Genomic DNA, 14,735 nt, shown 5'->3' with positions numbered 1-14,735 from the left:
ATCATAAAACAGAAAGGAAGAAAAAGTAATGGAGAACACAAATTTTAACGAGAAGGACATGATCAATTCAACAAATGAAGTAGGTTTCGAAGAACTCGAAAATGCAGAGGAACTCGGAAGCGGAAGAGACTTTGTTGAGGGATTGGCAGCAGGAGCTACAATCGCAGGCGGAATTTGCGCAGCAATCGCTTTAACTTGATGTATTTAGAGAATAAGTAATTTAATAATCCAAAAAGAATAAAAATAAAAAATTAAAAACACACAAAAAAGGAGAAATAAAAATGAGCGAATTAAAGAATGTAGAACTTAAGAATGAAGAGATCAAGAATGAGGAAGTAAACTGCGAGGAACTTGAAGTAGCAGAAGAGCTTGGAGATGGAGCATTTCTTGCAGGAGCAGCAGTAGGAGCAGCAGCAGTAGGAATTACAGCAGCAATCGTTTTGACTTGATGAGAAAATCAACCAATAAATAAAATACGAGAAAAAGAGAGGAAAATAGTAATGGAGAACACAAATTTTGATCAGAAGGATATGATTAATGCAACAAACGAAGCAGGTTTCGAAGAGCTTGAGAATGTAGAGGAACTTGGAAGCGGAAGAGATTTTGTTGAGGGAATGGCAGCAGGAGCTGCAATTGCAGGCGGAATCTGTGCAGCAATCGCTTTAACTTGATTTGGTGATCTAAATAATTAGAGACTGAGAGAAAAGAACTGTGAAAGAGGAAATAATATGCATGTTGGATATCTTGAAATTATAAATGGAACTCGCCCACATACGTATGTGGTAAAAAATGAAAGAACAAATAGATATGTTAAGCTTGGAGAAAACGAAACAGCCTACTTAATTACTTGTCTGAATAAAATAGAGGATTTTCAAAATGATCTGATAGATGTTCAATATGCTGATCTTCTCTCAGATGATAGTAAAACACTTTTAGACCAAAAATTTGAAGAGTGGGGATATTTCTCTGATGATGTAGTAGAAACAGATGATGACCACGGGTATATCAGGAAAGAAAAAGGTTTCTCTGATTATACAAAAATAAGGATTGCATCTGTTAATCCAGACAGACTAGTACAGAAGACGCCATATCTTATACGCGAATTATTTGGTTGGAAAGGACTTTTAATAGGCTTTTTGCTCACGATTATTTCGTGGAGAGGTGTTTTACAAGAACCCCAGATTTTTGTAGATGCGGCAGATAAAATTGTAAGAATGAGCTGGATTGAAATAGTAGGTCTTTTTCTTGCAATGATAATCACAACAATGTTGCATGAGTTTGGTCATGGGATATGTTGTATGAAAAATGGTGGAAAGATTCCTAAAATGGGAATGATGCTATTTTTTGGAATACCAAGTTTTTACTGTGATGTAAGTGATATTTATCTTATGAATAAACGAAAAAGCACCTTGGGAGTTGCATTAGGTGGAGTACACGTTAACTATCTATGCGGCACTTTAGCACTTGGTTTATATTCAGTTTTACATAAATTTGGAATAGATATAATGTTCTTACTATTTTACTATTTCGCAAATATAGGGTTTATCATTTTTAACCTTATACCTTTTGTAAAACTTGATGGCTACTGGGCACTCGCAGCTATGATAGGTATAGATAACCTGATGGATAAAGGTGTGATTTTCTTTCTGACATGTATTTTTGATCATGGCATTATAAAAGAAAAAATTTGTAGCATTAAAAAAGGATTAGTTTTATCCATATATGGACTTGGGGCAATTATGGTTTATCCAATGTTCTGGGTGGCTACAGTAAAAATGGTATACAATTACCTTTATTTAAACAATCTATACGTTCCATTTTATATAATCACGATTATGATGTCTTTTATTATTGCTAAAGATATATTAAATATGTTTAAGAGGTATCAAAAGATATATTTAGAAGAACGTAGAAGAATACTGCGGATGGTATAATAAATGCTCAGGACACTTTTATATGAAGAATTTGATGAAAGTCGTACCAGCGTATTAGTTTGTAATGTCAAAGAATTTAGCGATGCACTTCAAAAAGTGGCTACCTTGAATGGAAAGAGATTAGATGGAATAATCGTTGAGTACGGAAAAGAAAAATATAAAATATACTATTCTGATAATGATTTAAACGAAAATTCTATATGGAACCTGAAAATTGAACCTGCAGCAAGAGTGAGATTTGAAGGAAGCATATATGAAATAGAAAAACTGATGAATGATATAGTGATAGATAAAATATCAAATGATTCTGGTAAGGTTTTTTGCAGCATTAAACAAGGCGAAATTTCAGATGATTTTGTAATAACAGATATTTACTATACAATGTGATGAAAGGATAATTAAAGATTATGAAAAAAGACGAAAGATTTGTAAAAGTATATACTCAGGGACATACTAATGTGGTAGAAATTCTTGTAGATACTGAGACAGGAGTTAATTATGTATTCCGTCAGTCAGGATATGCAGGCGGACTTACAGCATTACTTGATAAAGATGGAAAGCCAGTTGTAACACCTGTAAATGAGTTACAGTAAAAAATGTAGTTTTGAGTAAATAAAAAGCTCATGTCGCTTTTGTGATCTAAAACAAAAGTGATGTGGGCTTTTTATTTAATACGAGCTTGATTTATAAAAAAATTTCATAAACAATCGATATATTTGAATATAATTTTCATAATTAAATTGTGTTTGACATAAATAATTGGATTAAGTACAATGGTATGACTTTATGTCGTTTTTTACATGTAATTGTTTTGTTTTTTTGAGGTGGTTTTTTATGATAAGTATTGCTATTTGTGATGATTCCAAAGTTATGCGAGAACAGGTAAAGAAAAATCTTCTTAATTATTCTATGCAGAAGGAACTTGAATATACAGTTGATGAGTACAATACTGGTGAAATGCTTCTTGCAGCAGATAAAAAGTATAATTTGATATTTATGGATTATCAGTTTGACAATAGTACTTCTGATGGTTTGTCTATAGCAAAAAAAATCAGAGAAAATGACAAGGAAGTAGTTATTATTTTTGTTTCGAGTTATCCAGGTATCGTATTTAAATCTTTTGAGGTAGGAACATTTCGATTTCTTGTTAAGCCAATAGAAGAAGACAAGTTTTTTACAGCGTTGGATTCATTTATACAGATGATGGAAAATGATGAAGTACTAAAGATCCGTGTTGATGGAACAAATTTCTTTTTTAAGGAAAGTACCATAACACATATTGAAGGCTATGGCAAGAATTGTGTTTTGAATTTTAGTGACGGAAGAGAACCTGTTGAGTGTCATGAAACACTCGGAGCAGTAGAAGAAAGGCTTTCTAAAAAGTACTTTTATAGATGTTACAAGTCGTATCTGGTGAATATGAAACATATCGATTCATATGATCGTGATGAAATAACTTTGGATACCGGGGCTAAATTGCAGATTAGCAGAATGAAATATAAAGAATTTAATTCTATTTATTCGGAGTACCTTGTAAAAATTGGAGGGTAAGAAATGGATAGCTTTCCTATTATATTTCTTTTATATACATTGCGAGCCATATTCTGTTTCATGAATTTTGGAATTGTATTTGATTATAATTTCGCATTTATAAAAAATAAATGGAAGAATAGTGATCTGATATGGATCATCTTTTATGTATTTACTACATATTGGTGTAGATTTATGATTGAACTTGGTCAGGATGCTAACGCAGTTGTGGTGTTTTTAGCATATGGACTGTTTTTTGTCAGAATAATTCCATTCATTTGGACTCAGTATGGAGTTAAGTTCAAGTTCATCATAATGGTTTTGTTTTATGAAGGTATAACAGAGATATTTGCAAATCCGCTTTTGCATATTATCGATTTCGGAGATGTATTTGGTGGAAATCGATTACTAAAATTTGATGTATTCGTTACATTTGTCGAAGGTGCAATATTTTTATTCTTGATGATATTGCTTGCATTTAGAAAAATAAAGCTATTAAATACGTGTTTTACAAATCTTACCACTTTTGAATATGTAGTTCTTTTCGCAGTATATTATGTTTATGGATTGGTTGAAGATGAGATTTTAAAATCGCCGGACTATCCTGCATCACTTAAGAATTTGAGCATTATAGCACATGTACTTCTTTCGGTGCTGATAATTCATACAATTCTGATTCGAAAGCAGAATGTATCCATGACAACCATAATAGGTAACCTTGAAGAACCGATGAAGCAGATGGCAGAGTATTACGGAGAGATGAATGAGAAAAATACTGAGCTTCGTCGTTTTAGACATGATACCAAGAATTTACTTTTGGCGTTAAGTGCACTGATCTCTGAAAATAAGAATGAGCAGGCACTTAAATATATTGAAGAAATAAAGGATGCATATCAGTCTACTACACAAAAATCCTTTGATACGGGAAACTTTATTGCTGATGCTCTTATAAGTTTTAAGGATAAAACTGCAAATGAAAAGCATATTGCGTTATCGTTTGAAGGATTTATTCCAGCAGAGAAGGTAGATGATGTGGATCTTGTAATTCTTTTATCTAATCTGATTGATAATGCAATAGAAGCAGCATCTATTGTTGATGGAGAAAGAAAAATCGAAATCAAGTCAATTTTGAAAAAGAATTTATGGGTGTTTACAATAAGTAATACATGTATTCAAGATGTGTTTGTTCATAATAATCGCATAGCTACTACCAAAGCTGACAAAGAATCACATGGATTTGGACTTGCTAATATCGAAAGAGTAGTAGAACGCTATGATGGCTCATTGAAGCTTGAATGTAAAGACCATAAGTTTATTGCTACAACCGTAGTTTCTTTGAAATAATTTTGCAGTTCATTCTTTTTTTTCTACAGTTTGTTCTAAATGCTTTATTTTTATAAAAATATTGTGTAATATGTATATACAAACAAACGGAAACAGTTGATTTAAAAAAAGTATTAAAAATGGAGGTAGTAAAAATGTTGGGATGGATTGAAGCTTTAGTTGGAATTATTCGTGGCTAATCAGATTTGATTTGTATGGAGACGTATTCAGAGATAGTATTTGTAACAACTTATGGGGTGGAATCAAATCAGTATAGTGGAATTGTTCAAAAGCAGGTCACACTAGATGATTTGTTCAAAGCCAAAGAGATATAATTGCTTATCTTAATCGCATGCCATAACGAAGATTTGGATAGGTAATAATGCAAGCTGAATAAGAGCTGAAACTGGGATCGGAGCAAAATCCGGTCCTTTTTCTAAGCCCACATTTTGAGCGGGGTTAGGCACTTCTACAAGAAAAAGTACAGGATGGGTACTTTTATGTTTGCTCATTTATAGTGGGATGAATAGGGCTGTTGGGGTTATAATGGATGTATCTGTTTCGGAGGAGTTTTGTTTATGGGAAAGACAGCTATTGTTTATTATAGCCAGCATCATGGGAATACTAAGAAGATACTGGATGCCATAGCAGGATACGATAAGGATGTGACTCTTATTGATGTTCTTGATAGGCATGAAGTAGATCTTTGATCGGTTGTGTGCTGATCGGAGCAGGTGCGCTGAGAGTCGAAAAGGGAGAAATTGTTCCTACAGAAGCAGACTTGTTTGGACAGACTGTGCATGTATATGATGTCGGAGGCTATGTGGGATCCAGCACTAAGAGTGAGATTGAGTATGCGATAGCTCATGGCAAAAAGGTCAGATACCTGGAAGAACCATAAGTAATGTGCATAATCTGATAGTTTGATGAAGGAATTTGGAATAGAACAATGATTGAAATGCTGAACAATAGTAGATTAAAGGAAAACCGCACAACCAGGGCGATAATAACAAACATGTTATTGGCTGCAGTCAGCTTATTTGTAAACGGATTTGGAGTATATCTGACAATACAGGCTAATATTGGAGCAGGACCATGGGATGTATTGAATCTTGGCCTGTCAAAAACGCTTGGGATCCTTTATGGTACAGCTTCGGTTGCTATATCATATGCAATCCTGGGCGTGGATATTGCTTTAAAAGAGCCCATAGGGATAGCAATGTTTATTGATGCCTTTGTTGTGGGGAAAGCCGTGGACTTTTTTAACAAGATAAACGTTGTTCCAAAATGCGATTCAATGTTAAAGGGCATTGTAGTTATGCTCATAGGGCTGGTAATTATGGCATACACACAGTATACGTATATGAGTGCTTCTCTTGGATGTGGCCCCAGAGATACTCTTCTTGTAGCGCTTGCTAAGAGGGCAAATAAGATTCCAATAGGTGCAGTGAGCATTGCGCTTCTTAGTCTTGCAACCTTTATCGGCTGGCTTCTTGGAGGACCGGTAGGTGTTGGCACACTGATCTGCGCCTTTGCAACAGGCCCGATAATGCAGATGGCTTTTTCATCTGTGAAGTTTGATGCGACGCATGTCCATCATCAGCATTTGGCTGATTCAGTAAAAATATTTGTGGATAGAAAGACTGCTTGACGGCAGTTGAAATAATGATTATTTAGGTGAATTTAAGGAAGAGCCTTTATGATTGTCATTACAGAGAATCAGGAGGCTCTTTTATCATGAAGAAAAAAACTATACTTGCACTTATAATGGGCGGAAGCATGATACTGACAGCATGTGGAAAGTCTGTAGCTGTATCCGAAGCTGTAGAGAATTCATCTATACAGCAAAGTATTGAGGATTCAGGCGAGCAGAACGAAGAAGTTTATGATCATACGAATAACGCTGAAATAGCGCTTGCTTTCCGGGAGGCAGGTGAGATAAGTGGCTCGTAAGAAAATAGTTTTTGTAATATTTAACTCTGTTCTTCGCTGTTTTATTTTACTCCCAATACTCATACCTCTCACCTCCATAGGGCTAGAATAATTGCTTGCGTGCAGAAATACAATCGATTGTTGAAAAATAAGCATGACAGCATTTGTGACATGCCCATTTTTAGCGGCTTTATTGTGATGATCTGTATTCGCGAGGTGATTTTCCGACGTGCTTATGGAACAGTCTGCTAAAATAAAGAGCGTTGTCATATCCGACAATTGTAGCTATATCTGATATGGAATAGTCAGTATTTTCCAATAATCTTTTGGCGGTGGATAGCCTTATATCTAGAACGTATTGCAGAGGAGTAACACCGGTTAATGCCTTGAACTTATGGAAAAAGGCATTTTTACCGATGTTATTTTTTTTTAAGTATGTTTCTATACAGATCTGATCATGGTAATGCTCGTGAAAATAATCTGTAGCATGTTCAATCTCGAGACGATCTGTTGCAAGTATACTGTGTTCGCCATTTCTATTTATTCTTCCCATAAGGATTAAGATTTGCATGAAAAGGATAGCTGTTTGTGTGGCATAGAAGTCCCTTTTTAATTGCAATTCAAGAATGATCTTATTAAAAAGTTGGACGTATTCTCCGCTTACACCTACGGACAGAACTCTGCCGTCTGGTTCTAGACCATGCCTTCTGAGCAGATTATCTATTTCGGCACCGGAGAAATGAATCCAATACACGGTTGGCGTATCGTTTCCGTAGTAAATATAGTTCTGTGTCTCGGCAGGACGGTATATTACTATGTTTCCTGCAGAGACAGTCACATTATTGGAGCCTTCAAATATAAAATGACCGCATCCGGAATGTATATATATGAGCTGGTAATCCAGCCTCCCCTTTGGCCTGAATGTAGGCATCTCTTTTTTGGTAATTAGCTTATATGTTCCACAGCTATTGATCCATAAAGGTACGCTTTTGTTTATATAGCCTTCCTGAATATCTTCCTGATAGTTTCCGTAGTTTATATACATAGGTGCTCCAATTGGTAAGAATGTGCATATATTATACACCTTTGTTCATGTTTTTTATCATTGATAGTTGATAGAATGCATATTAGGCTATTTTTATTAATAACGGGGGAGGCAGTGATGAAAGGGAAGAGAGTTTGCTCGTTGATTATGACTGCAGGTTTGATGCTGGGAGTTTTAAATGGATGCAATAGTAATGTGGAGAGCGCTAATGCAGATACAGAGGCAAGCGTTCAGGAAACACCTGTTGCCATGGAAAGTGTTGAAGCTGGCGATAATTCTAGCGAGGTAGCTAGTGAAAATGAAGTAAAGGAGCCAGAGGTGGAGACCTGGAAAACCGCGATTGATGGGCTGCCGGATGATTTTATATTTGGAATGGATGCTTCATCACTTCTTGTAGAAGAAAAGAGTGGTGTTAAATATTATGATTTTGATGGTAATGAGCAGGATCCGCTCAAAACATTTGCTGATTCTGGAATTAACTATATTCGCCTGCGTGTATGGAATGATCCGTATGATGAAAACGGCAATGGATATGGTGGCGGTAACAATGATCTTCCTACAGCTATAGAACTTGGTAAAAGAGCTACTGAATATGGGATGAGAGTTATGATTGATTTCCATTATTCTGATTTCTGGGCTGATCCTAAAAGGCAGCATGCGCCAAAGGCCTGGGAGGGAATGAGCGTGGAGGAAAAATCATCAGCGCTTTATGACTTCACAAAAGATAGCTTAACAAAGCTCTTTGACGCAGGTGTTGATGTTGGCATGATTCAGATTGGAAATGAGATCAACTATGGTATGTCCGGAGAAACCAGGCTGGAAAATGTAATAGAGCTTCTTAAATCCGGAAGCAAAGCTATCCGCGAGGTTTCGGAAGATTATGGTAAAGACATTGACATCGTTGTTCATTACACAAGAATCACAGCTAAGGCAGATGTTCTTACCCTTGTGGAGAAGCTTGTTAATGCGGAGCTTGATTTCGATATGATTGGAATGAGCTATTATCCTTTCTGGGATGGTGGTATGGATAATATGAGCCGTGTTCTCGAACTTATCCAGGAAAGATATGGCAAAAAAGCTTTTCTTGCTGAAACTTCATATTGCTATACTACTGAAGATGGTGATGGTTCAGGGAACAGTCTCACAGAAAAAGATCTTGTTGATGGATATCCGGCATCACCTGAAGGACAGGCAACCATTCTTCATGATATATGCCAGTATGTAAATAATGTTGGTGGTATAGGAATGTTCTATTGGGAAGGAGCATGGATTCCTGTGGGACCCGCCAGTGCTGACAATTCAGCAATATGGGAACAGTACGGAAGTGGCTGGGCAAGCAGCTATGCTTCTGATTATGATCCTGAGGATGCAGCTGTATATTATGGTGGATGCTCATGGGATAATCAGGCATTCTTTGATTTTGAGGGGCATCCTTTGGAATCTATAAATGTATTTAACTATATGAGGAATGGAGCTGAATAATCACGTTATGAATGGCACTTCTGCTTTTTGGAAGTGCCATTTGCGTTGTTACTCTTTTTGATTATGTTCCAGGAGAACTAAGGGCTTGTAAATTTTGGAGCCTTTAGTCGATTTTTTTCTTGATTATTTACACAGATAAAATAGTCCTTTATGTAAGAAATGACAAAAGCGGCCATTAAACTTGTGTATTGTTGAAATTGAAGAAAAAAGTTCTTGGAAGTATCCTATAGATAGGGATAGTATACGCTGAAAGGAGGAATACAGATTCTATTTTGGGAAATGGGATCTTAACAGTGATTGATATGAGAAAGAAAGTAGTTGGGGCACTTCTTACTGGCATGTTTATTTTGTCTGCATGCACTTTTTCCGATACAAAAGAAATAGATCAGAGTTTGCAAAGATCATCCTCAGGCTTTGATACAGATAATACAAACGAAACGGCACCAGAAATGGTCACTACCGAGATACATGAAGAAAAGCCTTCTGAAGAGAAAATAGCCTTTGAAGCTGAACAGGTTTCGGATGATTTTGAATCAATAAAGAGTGCGATGATAGATTTCATTACTAACTGCACTGAGAAAGGAGCTATTAATGATATAGACTTTAGCTCAGAGGATTTCGAAAGCTTTCCTGAAATCGGAGAGGTTGTCACATTCAATGAAGTTAATGAACTTTATGAGGAAATGTTCATTTGTGAGGATATTCAATGTTTTTATTCCTTTATGTATGAGGAATGCGAACGACCTGTAATGGCAATTATAGTTACGGATAATCCTAATTATTATATAGAGAATAATGTCATGTTTTTTCTAATATATAATGCTGGACAGCTACATCTAACATCCGTAATTAACACTTATGAGCAGGCACGGTCTGACAATTATCTGGGAAAAAATGGTGTGTACTCATCTAAAGAATATGCTAACAGTAGGATAACTGTGGCTAAGACTGAGGTGATAACACAAAAAGGGACAGAGGATATTATCTTTGATGAGCTTATCTTGTTTGGAAATGAGCTGTCGTATCCAGATGAGTATAGTTCTTTATATAATGAGTGTTATACGGATAAAGAACCTAATTTAGCAATTGGGAAAGTGGAATTTGACGGACAGATTCATTACTGCTTATATGAGTTTGGAGAACGTTCTGATGCAGATAAACAGTTTATCATAGGGTGTGAAGAACAGGGATTTGTGTTTGAGAGCAGGGAAGAAATCATGAAAATGATTGAGAACTTTGCAAGCGATAAAGGATATGATATTAAGCTGGATGAGCTTGATGCGCAGAGAGTAGAATGGGTAAAGGTATAGAAATCGAAATCAAGAAAGAGAATTGGTGTGAAGATGCTGAAAAGATTGTCGGATAGAATCTGGTACTATCCCATAAGGTCAGCTATGAAGAGTATATTCATTCCTCCTGCATCTCCTGCAAATCGGAAGGCGTGGGGTGTTCTGACGATAAACAAGAAGATGAGGATCTGTTCGATACATTCAATGTAAATGTATTTCCTGAGAAAACTGTGAGTTCGCAACCAAATTTAACAAAATACTGCACTACATGTAAGCTTCGCTTGGTAGACAGGCGGAGCTTGCTTTTTTATGATTAAAAAAATGTTAAAATGTTTAGCAAAGGTGGTAGAAAAATGAGAAAGGTATATTTGGATAATATTCGCTGGATAACAGTAGTGCTGGTTGTCATCTATCATGTAATTTACATATTCAACGGCGTTACACAGCATGGAATCATCGGTCCCTTCAGTGAACATCAGCCCCAGGACACATATCAGTACATTGTATATCCCTGGTTCATGTTACTTCTGTTTGTGGTATCCGGCATGTCAGCCCGTTATGAACTGGTTAAACGAACAGAAAAGGAATTCATCAGAGTAAGGACGAGAAAATATCTTGTGCCATCAACAATCGGACTTCTGGTTTTCGGCTGGGTTCTTGGCTACTACAATATGCTGATATCCGGTGCATTTGATTCCATGGGCAATGTACCAGGGCCAATCCTTTTCCTGATAATGGCAGTCAGCGGCTCAGGTCCTCTGTGGTACGTTCAGATGCTTTGGCTCTTCAGCCTGATACTGGTACTGATCAGAAGGATTGAAAAAGACAGATTCTATAATATCTGCGACAAGACCAACCTTCTGATAGTTATACTTCTTGTCATACCCGTATACGGAGCGGCGCAGATACTTAACACACCGATAATAGTGGTATACAGATTCGGTATTTACGGACTGGGCTTTTTAATCGGCTACTTTGTACTGTCCAATGACGAAGTGATGGATCGACTTGGCGAAAACTGGCTGTTATTAAGCATCCTTGCCCTCGCATCCTGCATAGCCTTCGTGATTTTATATATAGGTCAGCCTTATCCGGATCACGTGGTTCTGGATACAATCATGTGCAATGCATACGCATGGTTTGGAACGCTCGGTGTACTTGCCTTCATGAGAAAATGGGGAAATTTTGAGAATACTTTCTCAAAGTGGATGTGCAAAAAATCATGGGGCCTCTACGTGTTCCATTATCTGATGATCGCAGTCAGCGGATGGTATCTGCATACATTATGTCCGTCCCTTGCCCCTGTCATCGTTTACCTGTTGGTCGCAATAGCAGCATTTGCAGGTTCCTACCTTCTGTATGAGATCGTAAGCCGCATACCTTTCATAAGGTGGTGTGTTCTGGGAATTAAAAAGGAGAAGAAAGAATGAGTTTTGCTGATAACCTTATTGAATTAAGAAAGCTTAACAATCTGTCGCAGGAAGACATCGCCGAGAAAATAGGCGTATCCAGGCAGACGCTTTCAAAATATGAGACCGGAGAGTCACTTCCGGATATAGAGAGGTGTAAGCAGCTGGCGGACCTCTTTGGTGTAACCATGGACGATCTTATCTCGTATGAAAAGACTGATTCGGACAACCTAGGATATGACATACCACCAAAAGGAAAACATATCTTTGGAATGGTCAAAGTAGGAGATAAGGGTCAGATTGTCATTCCCGCTAAAGCAAGAAAGATCTTCGATATAAAATCAGGCGACAATCTGATAGTTCTCGGAGATGAATTCCAGGGCATTGCCCTTATAAAAGAAAAAGGTCTCCTGGGACTTATCAACAGTGCAAAAGGAAGTATGGAGTGACTATGAACAAGAGGAGAAGATGAAAATTATGAACATTCAGATGAAGTGATAAATGAAAGTCGTGATTACTTTTTAAATGGAGATCAGATGACTGTTCTGGCTAGTGACGGAGATAAAGTTATTGGTTGTGCATCCATGAGTTTTATCAGGATAATGCCAACCACTATAAAACTTTCTGGTACCTGGTACCACTTACCGGAAAAGGAGTGGGATGCAAGGCGAGTAAAAATCGATTGGCTTAGACTCTCAGAATATTTGGATAATCATTAAAGATTCGAAGATGGGCTGGATCGTCTTTCCAGTCCATTTTTATGGGTGAAATAGAGTTGTTAGGGGTATAATGGATATAACTGTATTGGAGGAGTTTGGTTAATGGTAAAGACAGCTATCGGTTCTTGGAGTAATGCTGGAAACAATAGTACTCATGGCAGTTTATAGTTTATGGTGATAGGTATGAAAAGAAGAATTATTGTTTTAAATTGCTTTCTTTGTGCTGTGTTATTATCAGCATGCACTCTTGGAGGGCAGAATAGTCAAAATGTAAATAAAGATGAGACCGATGATTTCGTGCTTATTAACGATAATTATTCAGTGATTTACGCATCTGATCTAGAGGGTAATATAACCGGGAAATATGATATTGAAGATATAAAAAAGATCTTTGCTGAAAATGGTAGTTCTTTTACACCAAGAGGGTTTGAACTGGAGCATGACGGAATCCTTTATTACTACTGCTATGAAGGAGAGGACTATTTAAGCAGGATAGAGGCGTATTTTGCAGTTGATCCTGTGAAGCGGGAAATTGCTGAGATTTTCCGGGAAGAAGATGATGAATATGTTGATACCTTTGATTATTACAACGGATTCTTTTATTCAGCAGTTAAAACTGGAAGTTATGATTCTGAGCAGACTTACAAGGTTTATAAAATAGCAAAAGAAAAAGATGAATTAAAGTATACTGTTTCTGAAGATGATTCACTTAAGGCTTTTTATGACACTATTTTATTCTATAACGCGGATGTGAATAGAGTTAAAGGGCAATACAAAGAGTGCTACGAAAAAATCTTGGGGGAGCAAGGCTTTGTTTTGCGGGAACTGAATGACGAGATTTTTAAGATTGATGCACAGGGAAATGCAGAGTGTATAGTCAGTCTTTCTGATAAAAGGCTTTCGACATCTGGATATAACAACAAGTTCCTGCTGTTTTATATAATGGATGGTAGCTATAACGCAATAGGATACTATTACTACGATTTTGATCAGAATAAGATATGTGATATAAATATTGAACCATCAGTGTCTAGTATTGAGGCTTTGGATGAAGGAGTGATGTACTATACTCATAATGATTCCACGGAATATGGTATGAGAGATGCCAGTCTTCATTCTTATGATCTTGTTAGTGGTAAGGATAGAACCATCATCACAAGAAAAGGTGTTCCTGGAACACTGTATTATTCACCGCTTTCTTCGCCTATCATTAAGAAAGGTAAGGTGATTTTTAGAGATTTTAAAGGGCAAAAGATTGGTTGGTACATGTCAGATATAGAAGATGCTGATAATACTATCGTAGAGCTGGCTATAGAACCTGAACATGTTGATACTTTTGATTACGGAACTGTTGAATATACCAGCGTTACATCATGCTGTCCTCATTGCGGCTATGAACTTGATAAGCTATACTGCGAGACTTTTCAGCTGGATTATCATTACTCAGAGTTTTCAGATGTGATCAATAAAGCTTTATATGCCAAAACAAATGAAATAGCAGAGAGAATCAGAAATGCCAATGAGAACAATTCTGATGAGTACTGCGATGAACATGAGGAATGGTCACAGGTTACAGAAGAAGTATATGAAGTCACTAAAGTAAACATAATAAATGACAGATACCTTGCTGTATATGAAAATAGCTATTGGTACGGTGGTGGTGCTCATGGAATGCCCAGTAGAGACCAATATCTTTTTGATCTTCAGACGGGCAAGCAGCTGACATTTGAAGATTTCTATAAAGGCACAGAGGAAGAGTTCAAGACACTTATTGCTACAAAAGTAAAAGAGGATTACGAAAGCTATGAGGATGAAACTGGTGAAAATAGTAGCGATGATAATCCGTATTTTGCGCAGGATTCAGATAGTGCCTACGAAGTAGCTTATGAATCCGTGAATTATTACAATATTTATTTCGAAGAAGATGGAATAATCTATTACTTTTTCCCTTACGACCTTGGACCTTATTCCTCTGGATTCATAGAAGTATTTGCGAGTTACGAAGAAGTTTTTGGTGTTAGCACTCTTGGAGGATAATAAATCTAGGGAGCTGCTAATTTCAGCATAATTGA

General features: G+C 36.7%; 19 protein-coding genes. 18 read left to right on the top strand and 1 reads right to left on the bottom strand.

Annotated elements, in window-relative coordinates; all coding sequences use genetic code 11:
* Positions 1-28: 28 nt before the first annotated feature.
* From BM086_RS20805 to BM086_RS06575, 12 genes are all read left to right on the top strand, one after another.
* Positions 29-199, top strand: coding sequence for a hypothetical protein (locus tag BM086_RS20805; RefSeq protein ID WP_175560112.1), 171 nt, complete (start codon positions 29-31; stop codon positions 197-199).
* A gap of 82 nt (positions 200-281) precedes the next feature.
* A complete protein-coding gene (locus BM086_RS20800; RefSeq protein WP_175560134.1) occupies positions 282-449 on the top strand; it encodes a hypothetical protein in 168 nt (55 codons plus the stop codon).
* Between the two features lie 51 nt (positions 450-500).
* Positions 501-671: a hypothetical protein gene (locus tag BM086_RS20795; protein ID WP_175560111.1), complete on the top strand. Its 171-nt coding sequence runs from the start codon at positions 501-503 to the stop codon at positions 669-671.
* Between the two features lie 57 nt (positions 672-728).
* Entirely contained in the window at positions 729-1,934 is a 1,206-nt protein-coding gene (locus BM086_RS06615) for a metalloprotease (RefSeq protein ID WP_092325057.1), read from the top strand.
* A 3-nt stretch (positions 1,935-1,937) separates the two neighbouring features.
* Positions 1,938-2,321: a DUF5975 family protein gene (locus tag BM086_RS06610; protein WP_092325055.1), complete on the top strand. Its 384-nt coding sequence runs from the start codon at positions 1,938-1,940 to the stop codon at positions 2,319-2,321.
* A gap of 20 nt (positions 2,322-2,341) precedes the next feature.
* Complete coding sequence (locus BM086_RS06605) at positions 2,342-2,527, top strand: DUF6440 family protein (protein WP_092325053.1); 186 nt, start codon at positions 2,342-2,344, stop codon at positions 2,525-2,527.
* A 241-nt stretch (positions 2,528-2,768) separates the two neighbouring features.
* Positions 2,769-3,485: a LytR/AlgR family response regulator transcription factor gene (locus BM086_RS06600; protein ID WP_175560133.1), complete on the top strand. Its 717-nt coding sequence runs from the start codon at positions 2,769-2,771 to the stop codon at positions 3,483-3,485.
* A 3-nt stretch (positions 3,486-3,488) separates the two neighbouring features.
* Positions 3,489-4,808, top strand: coding sequence for a sensor histidine kinase (locus BM086_RS06595; protein ID WP_092325049.1), 1,320 nt, complete (start codon positions 3,489-3,491; stop codon positions 4,806-4,808).
* A 557-nt stretch (positions 4,809-5,365) separates the two neighbouring features.
* The gene (locus BM086_RS21565) at positions 5,366-5,497 is read left to right on the top strand and encodes a hypothetical protein (RefSeq protein WP_255367770.1); all 132 of its coding nucleotides are present in this window, start codon (positions 5,366-5,368) and stop codon (positions 5,495-5,497) included.
* Positions 5,494-5,688, top strand: coding sequence for a hypothetical protein (locus BM086_RS06585; RefSeq protein WP_092325047.1), 195 nt, complete (start codon positions 5,494-5,496; stop codon positions 5,686-5,688). The genes BM086_RS21565 and BM086_RS06585 overlap by 4 nt, the downstream gene beginning before the upstream one ends.
* A 48-nt stretch (positions 5,689-5,736) precedes the next feature.
* Positions 5,737-6,438, top strand: a complete 702-nt coding sequence (locus tag BM086_RS06580) for a YczE/YyaS/YitT family protein (RefSeq protein WP_242952137.1) — start codon at positions 5,737-5,739, stop codon at positions 6,436-6,438.
* An 86-nt stretch (positions 6,439-6,524) separates the two neighbouring features.
* On the top strand, positions 6,525-6,740 hold the full coding sequence (locus BM086_RS06575) for a hypothetical protein (protein ID WP_092325045.1): 216 nt from the start codon (positions 6,525-6,527) through the stop codon (positions 6,738-6,740).
* A gap of 169 nt (positions 6,741-6,909) precedes the next feature.
* Here the strand turns inward: BM086_RS06575 and BM086_RS06570 are convergent, their stop codons facing one another.
* Positions 6,910-7,764, bottom strand: coding sequence for a helix-turn-helix transcriptional regulator (locus BM086_RS06570; protein ID WP_092325043.1), 855 nt, complete (start codon positions 7,762-7,764; stop codon positions 6,910-6,912).
* A 117-nt stretch (positions 7,765-7,881) separates the two neighbouring features.
* Here BM086_RS06570 and BM086_RS06565 point away from each other — a divergent pair, with 117 nt between their 5' ends.
* The 6 genes from BM086_RS06565 to BM086_RS06540 all read left to right on the top strand — a co-directional run bounded on the left by BM086_RS06565 (position 7,882) and on the right by BM086_RS06540 (position 14,700).
* Positions 7,882-9,246 carry a glycoside hydrolase family 53 protein gene (locus BM086_RS06565; RefSeq protein ID WP_242952136.1) on the top strand — a complete coding sequence of 455 codons (1,365 nt, stop codon included), beginning with the start codon at positions 7,882-7,884 and terminating at the stop codon, positions 9,244-9,246.
* A 302-nt stretch (positions 9,247-9,548) separates the two neighbouring features.
* On the top strand, positions 9,549-10,556 hold the full coding sequence (locus tag BM086_RS06560) for a hypothetical protein (RefSeq protein WP_141107703.1): 1,008 nt from the start codon (positions 9,549-9,551) through the stop codon (positions 10,554-10,556).
* Positions 10,557-10,888: 332 nt separating this feature from the next.
* Positions 10,889-11,965 carry an acyltransferase family protein gene (locus tag BM086_RS06555; RefSeq protein ID WP_092325037.1) on the top strand — a complete coding sequence of 359 codons (1,077 nt, stop codon included), beginning with the start codon at positions 10,889-10,891 and terminating at the stop codon, positions 11,963-11,965.
* Positions 11,962-12,393, top strand: coding sequence for a helix-turn-helix domain-containing protein (locus tag BM086_RS06550; RefSeq protein ID WP_092325035.1), 432 nt, complete (start codon positions 11,962-11,964; stop codon positions 12,391-12,393). The genes BM086_RS06555 and BM086_RS06550 overlap by 4 nt, the downstream gene beginning before the upstream one ends.
* An 87-nt stretch (positions 12,394-12,480) precedes the next feature.
* Entirely contained in the window at positions 12,481-12,663 is a 183-nt protein-coding gene (locus tag BM086_RS20790; protein WP_175560132.1) for a hypothetical protein, read from the top strand.
* Positions 12,664-12,846: 183 nt separating this feature from the next.
* Positions 12,847-14,700, top strand: coding sequence for a DUF3298 and DUF4163 domain-containing protein (locus tag BM086_RS06540; RefSeq protein WP_175560131.1), 1,854 nt, complete (start codon positions 12,847-12,849; stop codon positions 14,698-14,700).
* Positions 14,701-14,735: the final 35 nt, after the last annotated feature.

Source organism: Butyrivibrio sp. YAB3001, from assembly GCF_900112195.1.
Classification (GTDB): domain Bacteria; phylum Bacillota; class Clostridia; order Lachnospirales; family Lachnospiraceae; genus Butyrivibrio.
This window is presented reverse-complemented; position numbering and strand designations above follow the sequence as displayed.